Source organism: Candidatus Dadabacteria bacterium (genome assembly GCA_009840385.1).
Classification (GTDB): domain Bacteria; phylum Desulfobacterota_D; class UBA1144; order Nemesobacterales; family Nemesobacteraceae; genus Nemesobacter; species Nemesobacter australis.
In genome coordinates this window covers 57,239-75,053 of the sequence record VXNX01000006.1, presented here as the reverse complement: position 1 = coordinate 75,053, position 17,815 = coordinate 57,239, and the positions used below count along the sequence as shown (strand labels likewise).

The following is a 17,815-nucleotide window of genomic DNA, read 5'->3' as shown; positions in this document are numbered from 1 at the left end:
TTAAATGAGGCTTCCCCCTCTCAAACTTCTCCTTTGACATTACTCGTTGACCTCCGATCTTCTCTAATATTTTGCAAACCGTTAAATATCAAGCCCACGAGCGGACTTGAACCGCCGACCTCGTCCTTACCAAGGACGTGCTCTACCGACTGAGCTACGTGGGCGTTCCTAAAAATGAGCGGGAGACGGGGCTCGAACCCGCGACCCTCAGCTTGGAAGGCTGATGCTCTAGCCAACTGAGCTACTCCCGCACAAAGTTCTTGGGGAGGGCAGGATTCGAACCTACGTAGGCTTTCGCCGGCAGATTTACAGTCTGCTGCTTTTGTCCACTCAGCCACCTCCCCGATATATTCATCAAACGGAGAGCTGGCGAAGGGATTCGAACCCCCGACCGGCTGATTACAAATCAGCTGCTCTACCCCTGAGCTACGCCAGCCTTTTATTTTTATGAATTCTGGATTCACTTGTCTGACCAACATGAAATTGGGTAAAACAACCCTTTCTACAGTAAACGTTATATGATATGGCTATAAACAGAAATGTCAATAATCAACAAGTGAAAATGGGTCGTGTAAAAAGACCGAGCCAGAGGTCATACCAGACAAGCGGAAATTTCCGCCGCCGCCACTTCTTTTCCGCCCACGGAAGCCTTTGCGGAAAAAAACATTATTCTTGATCTTCTTCTCACGAGTTCCACCTCAAAGAGCACCCTGTCGCCCGGAACCACCGGGGCTCTGAACCGGCAATGGTCAAGGCCCATCAGATAGGCGTTCTCAAAACCTTCCTTTTTCAGTTCTTCCCTAAAAGAATAGTTAAAAAGTACTCCTCCCGCCTGGGCCATCGCTTCGGTAATTATCACTCCCGGAACTATCGGGTTACCGGGGAAATGTCCCCTGAAAAAAAATTCTTCGGGAGAAAACAGTTTTTCGGCACTTATTCTTTTGCCTTTTTCAATTTCCAAAACAGAGTCAACGAACAGAAAAGGTTCTCTGTGAGGAAGAAGCTCCTTTATTTCGTCGACCCCTAACTTCATTTATCTGGAAGCGTCGTAAGCCGATATGACTTTCTGAGTTATGTCTGAAGACGAACTGCCGAAGAGAATGCCCGACTCGGTTTTTTCAACAATGATGTCAAAACCTTCCTGCTCGCCAATCTTGTTAACTATAACTTCTATGTCTTTTAGAACATTCTGGGTTAATTCAAGATCCTTCCTCTGAAGTTCAATCCGGATATCCTCTCTTGTCCTGTCCAGATCTTTCTGCTTTTTCTCTATGGTTTCCGCCAGCTTTCTCCTCTTGCTTTCACTCATTACCGCCCCGTTTTGTATGACATCCTGCCTCATGTCTTCAAGAGCTTTTCTTTTCTGCTCTATTACAGCCCTCTTGGCTTCAACCTCTTTCTGGAACGAAGCATTGGCGTCCTTTCCTGCCTTTGAATCCCTGATAACCAATTTGATATCTATGTAAGCTATTTTCTGCTGAGCATAAGCAGGGAAAGAGAATGCAAATAACATGAAAAACCCAGCAGCAAGCAACAAGCATTTTCTCATTTAATTTAATGCCTCCTTAAAAATAGATTGCCTGATCAGAACAGATTGCCAATGGTAAACTGTACTTCATATTTCTCCTCACCCGGAAGCCTCTCGCCTATCGGGAACCCGATATCAAGTTTCATTGGTCCCAAAGGAGATATCCACCTGAGACCGAAACCAGCGTCCTTTCTGAGATTCGAAGGATTAAGGCTGAATTCATTCTCATCAAAAGAATTACCTATATCGAAGAAAGTGACAGCTTTAAGCCCGACAGTTTTGCTTAAAGGAACAACAAAGTCAAGAGACGCCAGAACCTGCTGAATACCGCCAATTATAACGTAACCTCCCGTGTCGGTAGGTCTCCTGGGACCCACCCTCCTGTAGCGGAAACCTCTAAGTGTGTTCGGACCGCCGAGAAAGAACCTCTCTTCCACGACAAGATCATCGCCAGCGTCTATAAGATGCAAGAGCCCATAATTCGCCTTTGCGGCGAAATATGTGCCTTTCCAGACCGGAATCCACGACTTGGCAGTGGCGTGGTACTTTATGAAATCAGTGTTGCCCGCGAATAGTCCCGCCCATTCAACCGACGTGCTCAGAAGAAAACCCTTTGTGGGATCAAGATAATTGTTCCTCTTGTCCCAGGACGCCCCTACTCCAGTGGAAACTATCGTTCTCTTCCTGTCAGAGATGACTAATTGGGCATCCCCGCGGACATTGTGAACGTTCTGTCTTGAGAATTCCTGGAAAACCCGCACTTGGAAATATCTTTTTATTCTTCTTCCCACACCCACAGAGATTCCCTGGGCCGCTCTCTCAAAATCCCTGTAATCCCTGTCGTGAGCGTACATGCTGATATCCAGAAGCCAGTTGGTACCAAAAACGTAGGGGTCCCGGTAGTTAAGACTCAATGCCTTGGTAACGCCCCCGACCTGAGCATCAAGGGAAAGGGTCTTGCCGTACCCGAAAAGATTGGATTCCTGTATCTGGCCGGCAAAAAGGAAATTCTCCACGGAACTAACCCCTCCGCCGAAACTGAAAAATCCGGTAGGACGCTCTTCAACCTTTATATCAACGTCCAGAAGATCTTCCGTTCCCTCAACCCTATGGGTCACCACTTCAACGCTGTCCTCAAAGAAACCGAGGCGAGCGGTCTCGTAGCGGGCGGCTCTTAGTTTGGAGACACTGTACAGACTCTGCTCCTGGAGTGAAAGCTCTCTTCTTACAACGTGGTCTCTGGTTCTGGTGTTATCCAGGATATTTATATTTCTTATGTATACTTCCCTGCCTTTTTCAATCGAATAGTTAATGGTGACAAGGTTGTCCTTCTTATCGAGCCGCACGTCGGGAGTTACGTTTGCAAACGCATATCCCTTCTCCCCGTAAAAATCCGAAATTTTTCCGATATCAGACTGAAGGGTGAAGCTGCTGAAAATAACACCCGGCGATAGTCCGAGTTCCGGGCGGATTTTATCTTCATCTTCTCTAAGTTCACCGGAGAAAGTTATCTCGGACACCTTGTACTGAACCCCTTCCTCTATCGAGAAACTCACTACGTAGCCGTCTTTTCCCTCATCATAACGAATCCCGGGCTCAGAAACCCTTATGTCAAGGTATCCATTATCAATGTAGACCGCTTTTATCCTGTCGGAATCCCTTTTTATCTCTTCAATCTTGAAAAGCCCTCTTTTTGTTATAAAGGAGAGGATATATTTGGGCTTCGAATACATATTTTTTTTGATCTTCTTCGTCTCGAGCTCGCTGTTTCCAATGAGCTCGACTTCTTTTATGTACTTTCTTTCTCCCTCGTCGATTCTGTAAACAACATCTACGACGCCATCTCCTCTAGGCTCAATCTCGTATTCGACTTCAGTTTCGACCAGGCCTTTGTCGGATGCAAGGGCGAGTATTATCTCCCTACCCTCCGTGATTTTTCTCAGGCTCACGATGCGTCCTTCTCTAAACGCCACAGCTTCCTTTATGTCATCTTCTTTTAACTTGTCGTTTCCAGAAAGCTTGAGGTCGGCGAGTACGGGGTTTTCCTCAACGATGAATTCAACCCTGAGACCCCCTTCAATCCGGCTTACGTCAACAAGAACCTGCTGGAAAAAGTCGAGTTCGTATATTCTTTTGAGGTCTTCCTTGACGGTTTGCGGGGAATACTCATCGCCCCGCTTGGTCTCTATGTTGAGATCTATGAGAGAGGTTTCCGTTCTCCGGTTACCCGAGATTACAACCTCGGCGACTCCGCCTTTCAAGGATGAAAGCTCTTCAGTCTGCGCTCCGGAGGAGCTATCCTGCGCCACGGAACCTGCGGCCGGGAACACTGCCATGAGGAGAAAAACGGCTACGTAAAATATAAAGCCCTTAATTCGCATTCCAAACCATCCCGTCCGATATCCTAACAGTTTTTTTCATTCTCTTCGCAAACTCGCTGTTATGGGTAACCATAACAACCGTAACCCCGTAATCTTCATTAAGCCCGCAGAACAGATCAAGAACCGAGAATCCAGTTTTCTTGTCAAGATTCCCAGTGGGCTCATCAGCAAGTATCACCCTCGGTTCCCTGACCATCGATCTGGCAATCGCGACTCTCTGCTGCTCTCCTCCGGAAAGCTCCCCGGGAAGATGATCTAGACGCTCAGAAAGCCCCACCCTCTCAAGCACCTCGCAAGCTTTTTGTTTCGCCTCGGCGAAACTCTGCCTGTCTATAAGACAGGGCATCATGACATTTTCGAGTGCTGTGAATTCCATAAGAAGGTAATGAAATTGAAAAATAAATCCAATTTCCGAATTTCTGAAAACCGAAAGTTCCCTCTCGTCTTGCTTGAAAAGGTCCTTTCCGCGGTAGAAGACCGAGCCTTCCGTCGGCGACTCAAGAGTACCCAGTATGTGAAGAAGAGTGCTTTTCCCCGAACCCGACACTCCGACTACTCCCAGGGTTTCTCCAGAGGAGATATCCATATTTACTCCGCCGAGAGCGCATACGCTGCTGTCCGCCTTATCGAAAACTTTTCCAAGCCCTCTCACGCTGTAGAGCAATTCACTCATATCTCAATGACTCCACCGGGTTTTCTCTCGAAGCTCTGTAAGACGGATATAGAGTCGCAAGAAAGCATATAAGCAGGCTTGATGCCGCCACGACGAGAAAATAAACCGGCTCTATCTTAACAGGAAATTCGGAAATAGGGTACACGTTATCATCAAAAGGAATCATTTCCTTTATGAAGTTGCTGGTCTCAAGAAAGCGGCAGATCAGGTATCCGAAAAGGGTGCCGAGAAGGGTTCCCGCAGTTCCTATTATCATCCCGTCGTAAACGAATATTTTTCTGATGCCGCTTTTGCGAGCCCCCATGGATATGAGAACGGCTATATCCCTTTTCTTCTCCATAACAAGCATGGTAAGCGTGCTGACTATATTCAAGGCGGCGACAAGAACTATAAACCCGAGAAATATTCCTATCGCCATTCTCTCAAGGCGAAGCGCCCTGAAAAGGCTTCTGTTAGAGTCCTCCCAGTTTTTCGCGTAAAAAGGGAAGCCGAGAGCTTCGGTTATTCCGTCTCCCGTTTCGCGCGCCTTGTATATGTCATCCACCCTGACTTCTATGCCAGTTACCTTGCTCTGGGTTTCAAAGAAATCCATGGCATCGTCAAGCGACACGTAAGCAGTGGATGAGTCGTATTCAATCATGCCGTAATCAAAAATGCCGATTACGCCGAATTTTTTTATTTTGGCCGTCGGACCGAAAGGACCGATTTTTCCGTAAGGCGAAACTAGATTGACGGTATCCCCGATTGCCGCGCCGATCAGATTTGAAAGTTCCCTACCTATAATAATTGGAGGATGGCCGGAAGCCGTTTCGCTCAGAAGCCCCGAAACAATCCGGGCGCCTTCCTCAAAAAGTTCGTCACTGTCCTCGCTTAGCTCCGCCAGACTGCCCTTCCCGACAGCTCCGGCCACGGCGGCGACCGAAGCGGAATTGTTCGGATCCATCCCCCTTATGACGGAGCCGGAAACAGCGTATTCCGTGACAAGCATGCCGTGGTTGTAAATAAAAGGACTTGTTGAGGTTACTCCCGGAAGCTGTGCGAGTTTTTTCTCCACCTCCGCAAAATCCCCGAAATTCCCGTCATAACTCATTACAACCACGTGGGAGCTCGCGCCGATTATCTTGTCCCTGAGTTCATCCTCAAACCCCTTCATGACTGAAAGTACCACGTCAAGCGACGCCACTCCCAGAAAAACACCCAGAATGGAGATAAAACCGATTACGGAAAGAAACCCCCTCCCCGTTCCTGATTTCAGGTACCTCAAAGAAATTAGTGATTCGTAACTCATTCTAAGGTCTGAGGTGGGGAAAGAAAATGACTTCTCTTATGGAAGAGGAGTTTGTAAGCAGCATCACAAGACGGTCAATACCTATACCGGCCCCTGCGGTGGGTGGCATTCCGTACTCAAGGGCCGAGACGTAATCATTATCCATTTCGTGATATTCGTCCTCGCCCTTTTTCTTCATTTCAACCTGATCTGTGAAGCGCTGTTTTTGATCAATAGGATCGTTAAGTTCGGAGAAAGCGTTGGCTATCTCTCTTCCGTATATGTAAAGCTCGAACCTGTCAACCACTTCGGGGTCGTCATCGTTTTTTCTTGCAAGCGGGGAGACATCAAGAGGGAAACCGTAAACAAAAGTCGGGTTAACAAGCGTATCCTCGAAAAGCATCTCGAAAATCTCCGTAAGCGCTTTTCCCCTGATTCCGTTATGGCTTATACCCATGGAGTCTGCTTTCTCAAAAAGAAACTCGTCATCTTCCGTTATACTGGAACCGAGCTTCTCCCTCAGCGCCTCATATATGTTGATTCTCTTCCAAGGCCTCTTGAAATCTATTTTCTTATCTTCGTACTCAACCAGGGTGTCTCCGACCGTGTTGTCCACCACATAGCAGACAAGCTCCTCTATAAGATCCATGAGATCCTCGTAAGTCGCGTAGGCCTGATAGAACTCAATCATGGTGAACTCAGGGTTATGCTTAGTGGAAACCCCTTCGTTTCTGAATGTTCTTCCAAGTTCATAAACCCTATCGAGTCCTCCGACGACAAGTCTTTTGAGATAAAGCTCGGGAGCTATTCTCAGATAAAGATCCATGTCAAGAGCGTTGTGATGTGTAATGAAAGGTTTTGCGGTCGCGCCTCCGGCGATCGGGTGAAGCACTGGAGTTTCCACCTCCAGAAAATCCCTTTCGTCAAGAAACCTCCTGATGAGATTTATCACCTTTGACCTTCTCTGAAAAATTTCTTTGGTTCTTTGGTTAGCTATAAGATCCAGATAACGTTGACGGTATCGTGTTTCCACGTCCTGAAGACCGTGCCACTTCTCAGGGAGAGTCCTCAGAGCTTTTGTGAGAAAATAAAGTTCCCGGACCTTTATGGTAAGTTCTCCGGTTCTGGTTTTAAAAAGTTCTCCACGAACGCCGGCGAAGTCTCCTATGTCAAGGAGCTTGCGGAACACCGTGAAGGTTTTTTCGTCAACGGCGTTTTTCTGTATGAATCCCTGAATCCGCCCCGTGCGGTCTGAGAGATGGAAAAAAGCACTTTTTCCGAAGTCCCTTTTCGAGACGATTCTGCCTGCCAGACTGAAGAGCCCTCCCATTTCCTCAAGTTCTTCGGGAGATTTTGAAGCGTGCGAAGAGACCAATTCCCCGGTGGTATGCTCCGGGGTAAAACCGTTTGCGTAAGGGTCAATACCCATTGCCCTTAGCTCTTTGAGCTTCGATTTTCTGAGTTCAAGCTGTTTGTCTTCCATATACGCTGAAACCACTTATGCGCTGCTTTGCGCAAGAAAATAAAACCTAATTGTGACTGAAGACAATCTTTCCCGAAACTATCGTATTGCTTACCACTCCTTTGAGTTCCCAGCCGGAAAACGGAGTGTTGCTACTCTTTGAGAAAAACTCCTCTGGGTTTATCGTACGGCTCATACCGGGATCGAAAACCACGAGATCGGCGATTGAGCCGGGAACAAGTGTTCCTCTTTCTATACCCACTATTTCGGAAGGAACGACGGTAAGTTTTTTTATCATTTCATCAAGGCTAATGACCCCTTTCTCCACCAGTTCAAGTGAAAGCGAGAGGGCGGTTTCAAGACCCACTATGCCGAAGGGAGCCAGGTCGAATTCAACGTTTTTTTCATCCTGGCTGTGAGGAGCGTGATCAGTGGCTATCACGTCAATGGTTCCATCGGCAATACCCTCGATAATGGCCTCCACATCTTCTTGGGTCCTAAGGGGCGGATTCATCTTGGCGTTGGTGTTATAACCGTACACCTCCTTGTCCGTAAGAGTGAAGTGGTGAGGAGTCGCCTCCGCTGTGACCTTCGCGCCTCTTTTCTTGGCTTCTCGAACGAGTCTTACTGAACCCTTGGTGGAGACATGGCAGATATGAAGAGGAGTGCCGGTGAGTTCGCAGAGAATTATGTCCCTGACCACCCCAACCTCCTCAGAAGCGCTGGGGATACCCCGAAGACCAAGCTCGGTTGAAACAAAACTCTCGTTCATAACGCCACCCGCCGAAAGTCCGGTGTCTTCTGCGTGCGTGATAACCGGAATCCCGAAGGGCTTTACGTATTCCATGGCCTTGCGCATAAGTCCTGAGTCCGTAACAGGCATGCCATCGTCGGAAATCCCCACGCATCCGGCTTCACACATCTCGCCTATGTCGGCAAGTTCTTCTCCCTTCTCTCCCTTGGTTATCGCACCTATGGGAAACACGTTGACTATGCCTTCGGTTCTCGCTTTTAAGAGTATGTACTCGGTCACCGAGGCATTATCATTTATGGGATTTGTGTTGGGCATGCACACTATGGAGGTAAAACCGCCCGCGGCGGCGGCGAGGCAGCCCGTCTTTATCGTTTCCTTGTGCTCATAGCCCGGTTCTCTCAGATGCACGTGAATATCCACGAACCCGGGAGACACGATCTGTCCGCTGGCATCTATTACGGTGTCCGACTTGCGGGGGGTGTCTATCCGCCTTGATATTTCCTTTACCCTGTCCCCCTGAACATATATGTCCGAAACCATGTCAAGGGACTGCGAAGGATCAATAACGCGCCCGTTTTTAATGAGCACTCCCATCTATAAACTCTCTCCCAAGCCAACAAGATATATCATGGCCATTCTAACGGCAATTCCGTTTGCCACCTGTTCAAGTATAACGGCGTCCGGGTCATCCGCTATTTCCGAAGTAAGCTCAACTCCCCGGTTGATCGGACCCGGATGCATCACTATCACATCTTTTTTCGCAAGTCTGAGTTTTTCTCTGGTAAGTCCGTAAAGCCCGGAGTATTCCCTAAGTGAGGGGAAGTATTCAAGGGTCTTTCGCTCGCTCTGAACCCGCAGCATTATCACCACATCCACGTCTTCAATGGCGTGTTCAAGCGAATAAAAGATCTCCGCTCCCATCTCGCTGAAGTATTCGGGAACTATGGTCGCCGGCCCGACTATTCTCACATTCGCCCCTAGTTTCCTGAGGCCGAAGATGTTGGATCTGGCAACCCTGCTGTTGAGAATGTCCCCGACAATAAGGACATTGAGACCCTCGATTCCTCCTTTTTTCTCTCTTATAGTGAAAATGTCGATAAGAGCTTGACTAGGATGTTCGTGGGAGCCATCTCCGGCGTTTATTACCGAGGCGTTTATCTCGCGGGCCAGGACAAAAGGCGCACCTGACATTCCATGCCTTATGACCATTATGCTTGCGCCCATGGCCTCAAAATTCCTGGCCGTATCCACAAGGCTCTCACCTTTTACCACGCTGCTTTGCGAAGCGGAAAAATTCAGAACATCAGCACTAAGTCTTTTCTCGGCGATTTCAAACGACGAGCGGGTTCTGGTACTGGGTTCGAAAAAGAGATTTACAACTGTTCTTCCCTTAAGAGTCGGAACTTTCTTTACGTCCCGGGTGGTGATTTCCTTCATTGACTCCGCGGTGTCGAGAATGATTTTAATTTCCTCGGCCGAGAGTTCTCCAAGACCCAGTATGTGCTTTTTTCTAAACGACATTTTTTCGGATTATCTCAATTTCCTCTCTTCCATCCACCTCTTCCAAATAAACGTTGACCATCTCATCATCTAACGTTTCAATGCTGATTTCCACATAGTCGGGCTGCACGGGGAGCTCCCTTCCTCCCCTGTCCACGAGCACAGCGAGCTTGACCGAGGCCGGTCTTCCGTAATCCATGATCGAATTGATAGCGGCCCGCACAGTACGGCCAGTGTAAAGGACATCGTCAACAAGTATTATGTTTTTCCCCTGTACGTCGTCGGGAATGCTAGTTCTGCGCAGCTGTGGCCAGTTTTTTCTGTTCTCGAAATCATCCCTGTAGAGAGTAATATCGATCGTTCCAAAGGCAACATCCTTTCCAGTCCGCTTGTTTATACGCTCAACGAGCCTCTTGCCCAGATATTCCCCCCTTGTCTTTATCCCTATGACAATAAGGCTGCTTAGTCTCTCGGGTGGTATGTCGTCTATGATCCCGGAGAAAAAGCTCTCGGCCCTGTCCTCAATCGGTTGTATTTTCTTCTTGGTCGCCATAATTCAGGGGAATTATACAGGAAAGTTTACAAAATTATAGATATACGTCATGAGGCACAAAGATAATCTTGCTCCTGCTTCCGAGGCCCGACCAGACAGTGGGAAGACTTCGTCGCAGGAAAAAGTGGTCCCGGTAAGCGCAAGGTGGGTACACGGTCATATCCGTGCAGCGGACTAGCGCCAGATGCGTTCTCTCAAGAAAACCACCGAGAACAAAATGGACGCTGCAAGAAGCAGGTTAAGCAAAGTGCTCTGATGCGTACTGCTGGTTGCGGCGATGGAGCACCCGTCACTATCGTCTTCCGCCGAGGCGTTCCAGTAACGGGCGCGTTTAAGGAAAACTTCAGGATCCTCCACCCACTCCGCAAAGCCGATGCGCCGGTTGTCGGTCAGGTAGTTGATTCGGGCATCAATACAGTCGGCAAGGGCCCGGTCGTCCTTGTCAAAGGCAAAACCGCCGTACTCCACCTCCGGGTCGAGGGCCGTCACCACAAAACGGGAGTTGGAGCTTCGGGAGGCCTCGTGGTTGCCCACCTCACCACGGGCCACTGCATCCACCACCCCATTGTCCAAGGCATCAAGCTGTTCCTGATCTGTCGACATGATTAGCACTTCCCTGACGGTTCCCCGAGTCCCCTCGATGCGCGTACGGCCTGACAGGTTCCCGGTTGAGGCGGCAGCGGTGATCCTGTAGTCAGCGCTGCCGTCGGCAGTGAGTCTCGTGCCGTCGCCCAAGTGGATCATCGTGCCGGCAGCCAGGTTGCCTTCGGCATCCACCACCCCGGTTAACTGCAGTAACCGATGCTCGCCGGTCGAGCCGCCTAACACGGCGACCCGCGCATCATCCAGATCGTCATACGAGCCATAGCGCCGGGCATCCTCCGCGCGCACCAAGAGTGACTGGCGGAAGATGATGTGGCCGGAAGTGAACGTGACCTTCGTCGTTCCCGTTGCGTCGCGGGTGCGCGACTCAAGTATGGTGATGCCCCCGCCCACCAAGTCATAACGAGGGGTAGCGGGCAACAACCAAATGCCCGGCCATTTCCCGATGGCGCTGCGGTTGAATATAAGCCCCGCGCCCTCCATCGTCTCCAGTGCGGTCAAGAGGTCGGCTTCGTAGCCGAGATGACTGTTGAACCCGGAGCTGTCCGGGTCCAGGTTCTCGCTGTAGCTCACGGGTCGGAAGTCGGCGAAAAACCCGTACTCCAAGCGTCGACCGTCCTCGACACAGGCTTCACGCAAGTGCCAAGTAGGGACCTCCGTTCGTGCAATTGCGGTGCCCGCCGCCCAGACGCACAGAACAACGCAAAGGCAGAAGCCGCCCCGAACCCCGGATTTCATCCCCTTAGCAATTGTGCGTACGGTGTTCTGAAATGAGATGATTCGCGCAACCTCCAAGCAAAAAACCACGCAATGAGGAAACTGTCTAACCATCGAAAAACTCACTCGACTCCAGAAAAAATCCTCTTCCACCTTACCTTGTTTGCAAGACCCGGGTTAGACAGATTCCACGACCAGTGAATCATAAACGCTCTGCCGTAAACATTTTCCACCGGCACGAACCCCCAGAACCTGCTGTCGTAGCTGTTATCCCTGTTATCACCCATGACGAAGATCCTGCCCTTGGGAACAACAAGGGGAAAGCTCAGCTTTCCGCTCGTAGTGGAACTGTTTCCCTTCTTATATATAACGCTGAAGTCTTTTCCGGAAAGCGCCTGCTTGTATCTGTCCGCAACGGAAAAAAACTTCTGGTCCGGATACTCGTAATCCCCCGCGTAGACCTGCGTCACTTCCCTGCCGTTTATCAGGACGTCTCTGCCCCGTATGTCTATCTCGTCCCCGGCGATGCCCACGGTTCTTTTTATGTAGAAAGCTCCCTTGCCGGGCATAGGAACACCCTTTGTATCATTATGTTCACCCAGTTTGAAAACCACGACGTCGCCGCGGTCAATCTTGGAGAAGGGAAAAAATATCTTGTCGGTGAGAGGAATTCTGGTTCCGTAAACGAATTTATTTATGAGTATATGGTCGCCCACAAGAAGCGTCGGAAGCATTGAACCCGAGGGAATCTTAAAAGGTTGAAACACGAAGGCTCTTATAGCCAGAGCAAGCGCCACGGCTATCACTATGGCTTCTACGTTCTGCCGCACGGCAGATTTGCCGTAGGACCTCAGGTTGTCATCGAAAAAGATCCTAAGAGCTTTTCTCGACGTTCTTATTTCGTGCAGGGAGCCTCGCTCGATCGCCTCTTCACACGCAGCTATCCTTACCTCGGCCTGATCGGCTTCCCTAGGAGCAAGGAAACTCCTTTTTTTCCGTATGATGGCCCTTACGGCACGCACGAGCCTCCTTGAACTTCTTATGGCAAGCTTTTTTCTAATCCAGGTTACGATCATGGCAAAAATGTGTGAAACGTACTCAGGCGCCGCCTTAGTTCAGGTCATCCGGTCGTGAGTGCGAGGTCTCTGCTAATCTCTCAACCGAGATCACTCCCCCAAGATTCTTGAGCGATTCAATAAGTTTTTCAAGTTGGGTGATGTTTTCCACCGCCACCTCAAACCTCGCATCTCCCTGTCCAATCTTATCTTCGCTTACATCGGCCCTGACAATATCAACATTCAGACCCGAAACCGTAGTCGTGAGTTCTGAGAGAATCCCTTTTCTGTTCTCACACCTCACCAAAAGGCCGATCGGTATCCGCCCCGAATACTCTTCGTTCCAGGCGACCTCTATTCTCCTCTCAGGCGCGACTTCAAGCAGTTTAGGGCAATTGTATACATGAACGGTTATACCTCTGCCTCTGGTTATAAAACCTATAATCTGCTCCCCGGGAACCGGGTTACAGCACTTGCCGAACTTTATAAGTATATTGTCATATCTTTTGACGAGTACAGCGTCTTTGTACTCATCCTTGGAAATCCTGTTCATTATATTTTTTATTCTTTTGCTTTTTTCAGCACCTTCGGCGAACTTCCTGGGATGCATAGCCTTTAGAAGATCGTTTACCGCGGCATTGCCGAACCCGACCGCTCTGTAAAAGTCCTTTACTTCCGAGAATTGAAGCTTCGCCAGAGATTCCTCAAACTTTTTCTTCTCTCGCAAGTGGCGCAGGTTAAATCCTTTCGCCGCAAGCTTTCTGTGAGTTATTGCCTCTCCAATCTGCTCGGCCTTGCGGTTTTCCTCCTGTCTCAGCCAGCTTCTTATCCTGTTTTTAGCCTTTGAGGTGACAACGAAATCAAGCCACTGCCTGTTGGGGACTCTGTTCTTGGAAGTTACAACTTCAACCATGTCTCCCGTTTTGAGCTCGTAATCAAGGGGCACAAGCTTATGGTTAACAAAAGCCTGGGAGCAGTGATTGCCTATGTCGGTGTGAATTGAATATGCAAAGTCAACCGGAGTCGCACCCACGGGAAACTCCTTGAGATCCGCATTAGGAGTGTAGACATACACAACATCCAGTATGAGCTCTCCTTTTATGGCTTCTATGTACTCCGTTGAGTCTTGTATATCCTTCAACTCGACCAGATGACGGAGGTTTGAGTAAATCTTGTCGTTTCCGTTCTCAAGCGAATTTCCCTCCTTGTACCTCCAGTGAGCGGCAACACCGTATTCCGCAATTCGGTGCATCTGCTCAGTTCGTATCTGGATCTCCATCTGTTCCCCGAAGGGCCCTATTACGGCAGTATGAATGGACTGGTAATTGTTGGCCTTGGGAAGGGCTATGTAGTCTTTTATTCTTCCCGGAATCGGTTTCCACAGGGAATGCACCGCTCCCAGGACCTGATAGCATTCGTTTTCACTCGCAGTAACGATCCGAAAACCCAGTATATCGTAAATATTGCGCAGGCTTATATTGCCCTTTTTCATCTTGCTGTAGATGCCGTATAAATGCTTGAATCTCCACGATACATCCCCCTGAATTCCGAATTCCTTCATCTTGGCGTTAATAAGCGAAACGATTTCAGTAGTGTACTTTTCCCAATCTTTTTTCTTTGCGGACACGGTTTGGCTAATACGCTCGTATTCACCCGGCTCAGAGAACTTAAACGCCAAGTCCTCTAGCTCAACCGACATCCAGTTCATCCCGAGACGGTGGGCAAGCGGCGCGTAAATTTCCATCGTCTCAACGGCGATCCTTTTCCGCTTGTCCTCAGGCAGATACTGAAGAGTCCTCATATTGTGGAGCCTGTCGGCGAGTTTTATCAATACAACCCTTATGTCTTCGGCCGTTGCAAGTATCAGTTTGCGGAAACTTTCTGCCTGCTTTTCCACATCGGAAACATGGGGAAGGCGACTTATTTTCGTAGTGGCATCAACGAGAAAAGCTATCTCGCTTCCAAAAATCTGTTCGATTTCCTCGCGGGTCGCAAGGGTGTCCTCTATTGTGTCATGAAGCAGTCCGGTAACTATGGAGGGAACGTCAAGCTTCAAGTCTGCGAGTACAGAGGAAACCTCAAGAGGATGACTCAGGTACGGTTCTCCCGAAACTCTTTTCTGGCCGGAGTGGACCTTGGCCGAGTACACGTAAGCTTTCTTTATGGAGTCAAGATCTTCGTTCTCTATATCCGAGTAGGAAGCAACCTTGTCGATGATGTCGTTTAGCCTGATCACAGCAGAGTGAACACCTCACTTGAGCCCGAATTTTCTGAGAAAAGAAGGGCCGTATACATTCTCCGTCCTCGCGTCCCGGGTGGCTGCAAGCATCCGCTGACGGGAATCTTCTCCATTGCCCTTTCTTTGCGAAAGGATAACGGCCTCGATTCTCCCAGCCGCAATATCCACCTCATCATTAATTATAATATAATCATAGCACTTAGAGCAGGCCACCTCTTCCTTGACGATCCCGAGACGGATTGAGATGTCTCCGTCTTCTTCCGATTTCCTGTCCCTGAGCCTCTGCTCGAGAATCTCGATAGACGGAGGAACGACAAATATAAAAACCGCATCGTCAAACACCCCTCTTAACCTTTTCGCTCCCTGGACATCTATGTCCAGAATAACGTCAACACCCGTTTCGATCCATTTCTGGATATCGGCCCTCGGAGTACCGTAAAAGTTTCCGTGCACCTCCGCCCACTCTGCAAAAAAATCCCGCTCGATCATGCCTTGGAATTCTTCTCTGGGAACAAACTCGTAGTGCTCTCCGCGGACTTCTCCCGCACGCATCGGTCTTGTTGTGTAGGAAATGGAGAAACGGAGGTTTTCCACGTTTGACAGAACACGGGTGACAAGTGTTGTTTTTCCGCTTCCCGACGGACCGGAGATCACAAACAACTTCCCGCTCATGGTATTAAATTATAAACGTAAAAACCCCGATATTAAAACGGCACTTGCTGTCCTGCAACTTGTGATTTTCCGCCGATTCGGAATCAGGAAATATCAAAGCGGTCAAGGTTCATGACTTTGGTCCAGACAGCAACGAAATCCCGCACAAAAGCTTCTCCCGAATCATCACACGCATGAACTTCTGCAAGCGCCCGCAACTGCGAGTTGGACCCGAATATGAGATCAACTTCGGTAGCAGTCCATCTGATCTCGCCAGTCGCTCTGTCACGGCCTTCATAGAGACCTTCAGAATCAGCGGAGCGTTCCCATTCAGTCGACATATCAAGCAGGTTAACAAAGAAATCATTGTTCAGCGTTCCGACCCTGTCTGTAAACACTCCATGTCGCAACCCTCCGGCGTTTGCGCCGAGTGCCCGCATCCCTCCGAGCAGCACGGTCATCTCAGGCGCGGTAAGCGTCAGCAGGTGCGCCTTGTCGATCAGGAGTTCAGCCGGCGACTGCTGCTGACCGGCTGCGATATAATTGCGAAAGCCGTCCGCTTTCGGTTCAAGCACATCAAAGGCAGCCGCATCTGTCTGCTCTTCAGTGGCGTCCGTGCGGCCGGGCGTAAAGGGAAGATCCATAGAATGCCCCGCAGCCTCCGCCGCCTTTTCTACTGCAGCGCAGCCACCGAGCACTATGAGATCCGCAAGCGAAACGCATTTTCCAGTCGTCTGCGCTTTGTTAAAACGCTCCCCAACGGCCATCAGTGAAGACAACGTCTTGCTGAGTTCTTCGGGGTCGTTGGCATCCCAGTCCTTCTGGGGAGAAAGCCTTATACGCGCGCCGTTGGCGCCTCCCCTGCGGTCGGTGCCCCTGAAAGTGGAAGCTGAAGCCCATGCCGCCCGAACCAGTGCCTGGATCGAAAGCCCCTGGTCAAGTATCTCCTTTTTCAGAAGCGCAATGTCCTCTGCCTCAACAAGTTCATGATCAACAGCCGGCACCGGATCCTGCCAGATCTGAGGCTCGTGCGGAACCAGCGATCCGAGGCAGCAAGGATAAGGACCCATGTCGCGATGGGTAAGCTTGTACCACGCCTTTGCAAACGCCTTGGCCAGTTCATCCGGGTTTTCGTGAAAACGGCGTGAGATCGGTTCATACACGGGATCCATGCGCAGCGAGAGATCAGTGGTCGCCATTATCGTTGGAACCCGTTTTCCAGATCCGTTTGATTCGGGAGCAAGATCTTTGTCATCCACATCTTTTGCCGTCCATTGCCATGCGCCCGCGGGACTCTTGGTAAGCTCCCACTCATAACCGAAAAGCATGTCGAAAAAGCCATTGTCCCATACGGTTGGATTGGGGGTCCACGCGCCCTCAAGACCGCTTGTTATGGCGTCAGCGCCGTGTCCGCTCGCATGCTTGCTCGTCCATCCGAGACCCTGCTCCTCAATGCCGGCAGCCTCCGGCTCGGGACCAACGCAGGCTACGTCTCCGGCACCATGACACTTGCCGAATGTGTGTCCGCCTGCAATCAGGGCGACAGTTTCTTCATCGTCCATAGCCATGCGCCCGAAGGTTTCGCGGATATCGTGCGCCGCGGCAAGCGGGTCGGGCTTGGCGTTGGGTCCTTCGGGATTGACGTAGATAAGTCCCATCTGCACGGCGCCAAAAGGATTGTCAAGTTCGCGATCGCCGCTGTAACGCTCATCGCCCAGCCATTCGGTCTCGGAACCCCAGTAGATGTCTTCTTCCGGCTCCCATACGTCCTCGCGCCCGCCGGCAAAACCGAACGTCTTAAACCCCATGGACTCAAGAGCGCAGTTGCCAGCGAGAATCATAAGATCCGCCCAGGAAATTTTGCGGCCGTATTTCTTCTTTATCGGCCACAGAAGCCTGCGAGCCTTGTCGAGATTCGCATTGTCAGGCCAGCTGTTGAGAGGCGCAAAACGCTGCGTGCCGGATCGTGCTCCGCCTCGCCCGTCGTGGATTCGGTAGGTTCCCGCACTGTGCCACGCCATACGGATAAAAAGCGGCCCGTAATGACCGTAGTCAGCGGGCCACCAATCCTGGCTGTCCGTCATAAGCGCGTAGAGATCCTGTTTTACCGCTTCAAGATCAAGGGTCTGGAACTCCGCCGCGTAATCAAACTTCTCGCCCATAGGGTCCACAAGAGAAGAGTTCTGGTGAAGGATTTTCAGATTGAGCTGATTCGGCCACCAGTTCTGGTTAGCTATGCTGCCGGTCAACTTTGAACTGCTTGTGCCATGGGTTACCGGGCACTTTAGGGTGTCTTGGGTTTTATCCATATTTTCTCTCCAAAAATTAACACGTCGGGATGTATATGAACGCATGGAGACATAGTGAACTCAATATCGGACGTGCTCCACGCACTCGAGCAGAAAATATACCACTACCGCTATACAGGCTCA

Annotated in this window: 14 protein-coding genes and 4 tRNA genes; all 18 read right to left on the bottom strand. The window is 50.0% G+C overall.

From position 1 onward, the window contains the following. Positions 1-91: 91 nt before the first annotated feature. A tRNA-Thr gene (locus F4X55_02875) sits at positions 92-164 on the bottom strand. A 13-nt stretch (positions 165-177) separates the two neighbouring features. Further along, positions 178-251, bottom strand: a tRNA-Gly gene (locus F4X55_02870). Positions 252-261: 10 nt separating this feature from the next. Further along, positions 262-344 (bottom strand) — tRNA-Tyr (locus F4X55_02865). A gap of 20 nt (positions 345-364) precedes the next feature. After that, positions 365-436 (bottom strand) — tRNA-Thr (locus F4X55_02860). 156 nt (positions 437-592) lie between these two features. Beyond that, the gene (gene fabZ / locus F4X55_02855) at positions 593-1,033 is read right to left on the bottom strand and encodes a 3-hydroxyacyl-ACP dehydratase FabZ (protein ID MYC39941.1); all 441 of its coding nucleotides are present in this window, start codon (positions 1,031-1,033) and stop codon (positions 593-595) included. Next, on the bottom strand, positions 1,034-1,549 hold the full coding sequence (locus F4X55_02850) for an OmpH family outer membrane protein (GenBank protein MYC39940.1): 516 nt from the start codon (positions 1,547-1,549) through the stop codon (positions 1,034-1,036). 35 nt (positions 1,550-1,584) lie between these two features. Further along, positions 1,585-3,909 carry an outer membrane protein assembly factor BamA gene (gene bamA / locus F4X55_02845; GenBank protein ID MYC39939.1) on the bottom strand — a complete coding sequence of 775 codons (2,325 nt, stop codon included), beginning with the start codon at positions 3,907-3,909 and terminating at the stop codon, positions 1,585-1,587. Next, positions 3,899-4,582, bottom strand: a complete 684-nt coding sequence (locus F4X55_02840; GenBank protein MYC39938.1) for an ABC transporter ATP-binding protein — start codon at positions 4,580-4,582, stop codon at positions 3,899-3,901. The genes bamA and F4X55_02840 overlap by 11 nt, the downstream gene beginning before the upstream one ends. Next, positions 4,575-5,870, bottom strand: coding sequence for an ABC transporter permease (locus F4X55_02835; GenBank protein ID MYC39937.1), 1,296 nt, complete (start codon positions 5,868-5,870; stop codon positions 4,575-4,577). Before F4X55_02835 ends, F4X55_02840 begins: the two co-directional genes overlap by 8 nt. 1 nt (position 5,871) lies before the next feature. Then, positions 5,872-7,332 carry a lysine--tRNA ligase gene (gene lysS / locus F4X55_02830; GenBank protein MYC39936.1) on the bottom strand — a complete coding sequence of 487 codons (1,461 nt, stop codon included), beginning with the start codon at positions 7,330-7,332 and terminating at the stop codon, positions 5,872-5,874. A gap of 46 nt (positions 7,333-7,378) precedes the next feature. Beyond that, entirely contained in the window at positions 7,379-8,659 is a 1,281-nt protein-coding gene (locus F4X55_02825; protein MYC39935.1) for a dihydroorotase, read from the bottom strand. Then, positions 8,660-9,586, bottom strand: coding sequence for an aspartate carbamoyltransferase catalytic subunit (locus F4X55_02820; GenBank protein MYC39934.1), 927 nt, complete (start codon positions 9,584-9,586; stop codon positions 8,660-8,662). Further along, positions 9,576-10,118: a bifunctional pyr operon transcriptional regulator/uracil phosphoribosyltransferase PyrR gene (pyrR, locus tag F4X55_02815; GenBank protein ID MYC39933.1), complete on the bottom strand. Its 543-nt coding sequence runs from the start codon at positions 10,116-10,118 to the stop codon at positions 9,576-9,578. The genes F4X55_02820 and pyrR overlap by 11 nt, the downstream gene beginning before the upstream one ends. Before the next feature lie 174 nt (positions 10,119-10,292). Further along, positions 10,293-11,591, bottom strand: a complete 1,299-nt coding sequence (locus tag F4X55_02810) for an amino acid ABC transporter substrate-binding protein (protein MYC39932.1) — start codon at positions 11,589-11,591, stop codon at positions 10,293-10,295. Next, complete coding sequence (gene lepB / locus F4X55_02805; GenBank protein ID MYC39931.1) at positions 11,561-12,514, bottom strand: signal peptidase I; 954 nt, start codon at positions 12,512-12,514, stop codon at positions 11,561-11,563. The genes F4X55_02810 and lepB overlap by 31 nt, the downstream gene beginning before the upstream one ends. A gap of 34 nt (positions 12,515-12,548) precedes the next feature. Beyond that, a complete protein-coding gene (locus tag F4X55_02800; protein ID MYC39930.1) occupies positions 12,549-14,729 on the bottom strand; it encodes a bifunctional (p)ppGpp synthetase/guanosine-3',5'-bis(diphosphate) 3'-pyrophosphohydrolase in 2,181 nt (726 codons plus the stop codon). A 15-nt stretch (positions 14,730-14,744) separates the two neighbouring features. Continuing rightward, entirely contained in the window at positions 14,745-15,404 is a 660-nt protein-coding gene (locus tag F4X55_02795; protein MYC39929.1) for a guanylate kinase, read from the bottom strand. An 83-nt stretch (positions 15,405-15,487) separates the two neighbouring features. Next, positions 15,488-17,692 carry a catalase/peroxidase HPI gene (katG, locus tag F4X55_02790; GenBank protein MYC39928.1) on the bottom strand — a complete coding sequence of 735 codons (2,205 nt, stop codon included), beginning with the start codon at positions 17,690-17,692 and terminating at the stop codon, positions 15,488-15,490. Positions 17,693-17,815 lie beyond the last annotated feature (123 nt).

Bases quoted from the DNA above. Each gene is read 5' to 3' on its own strand.
- pyrR (MYC39933.1), bottom strand. From the start codon at position 10,118: ATGGCGACCAAGAAGAAAATACAACCGATTGAGGACAGGGCCGAGAGC.
- lysS (MYC39936.1), bottom strand. From the start codon at position 7,332: ATGGAAGACAAACAGCTTGAACTCAGAAAATCGAAGCTCAAAGAGCTA.
- F4X55_02795 (MYC39929.1), bottom strand. From the start codon at position 15,404: ATGAGCGGGAAGTTGTTTGTGATCTCCGGTCCGTCGGGAAGCGGAAAA.
- F4X55_02820 (MYC39934.1), bottom strand. From the start codon at position 9,586: ATGTCGTTTAGAAAAAAGCACATACTGGGTCTTGGAGAACTCTCGGCC.
- F4X55_02825 (MYC39935.1), bottom strand. From the start codon at position 8,659: ATGGGAGTGCTCATTAAAAACGGGCGCGTTATTGATCCTTCGCAGTCC.
- bamA (MYC39939.1), bottom strand. From the start codon at position 3,909: ATGCGAATTAAGGGCTTTATATTTTACGTAGCCGTTTTTCTCCTCATG.
- katG (MYC39928.1), bottom strand. From the start codon at position 17,692: ATGGATAAAACCCAAGACACCCTAAAGTGCCCGGTAACCCATGGCACA.
- F4X55_02835 (MYC39937.1), bottom strand. From the start codon at position 5,870: ATGAGTTACGAATCACTAATTTCTTTGAGGTACCTGAAATCAGGAACG.
- F4X55_02840 (MYC39938.1), bottom strand. From the start codon at position 4,582: ATGAGTGAATTGCTCTACAGCGTGAGAGGGCTTGGAAAAGTTTTCGAT.
- fabZ (MYC39941.1), bottom strand. From the start codon at position 1,033: ATGAAGTTAGGGGTCGACGAAATAAAGGAGCTTCTTCCTCACAGAGAA.
- F4X55_02850 (MYC39940.1), bottom strand. From the start codon at position 1,549: ATGAGAAAATGCTTGTTGCTTGCTGCTGGGTTTTTCATGTTATTTGCA.
- lepB (MYC39931.1), bottom strand. From the start codon at position 12,514: ATGATCGTAACCTGGATTAGAAAAAAGCTTGCCATAAGAAGTTCAAGG.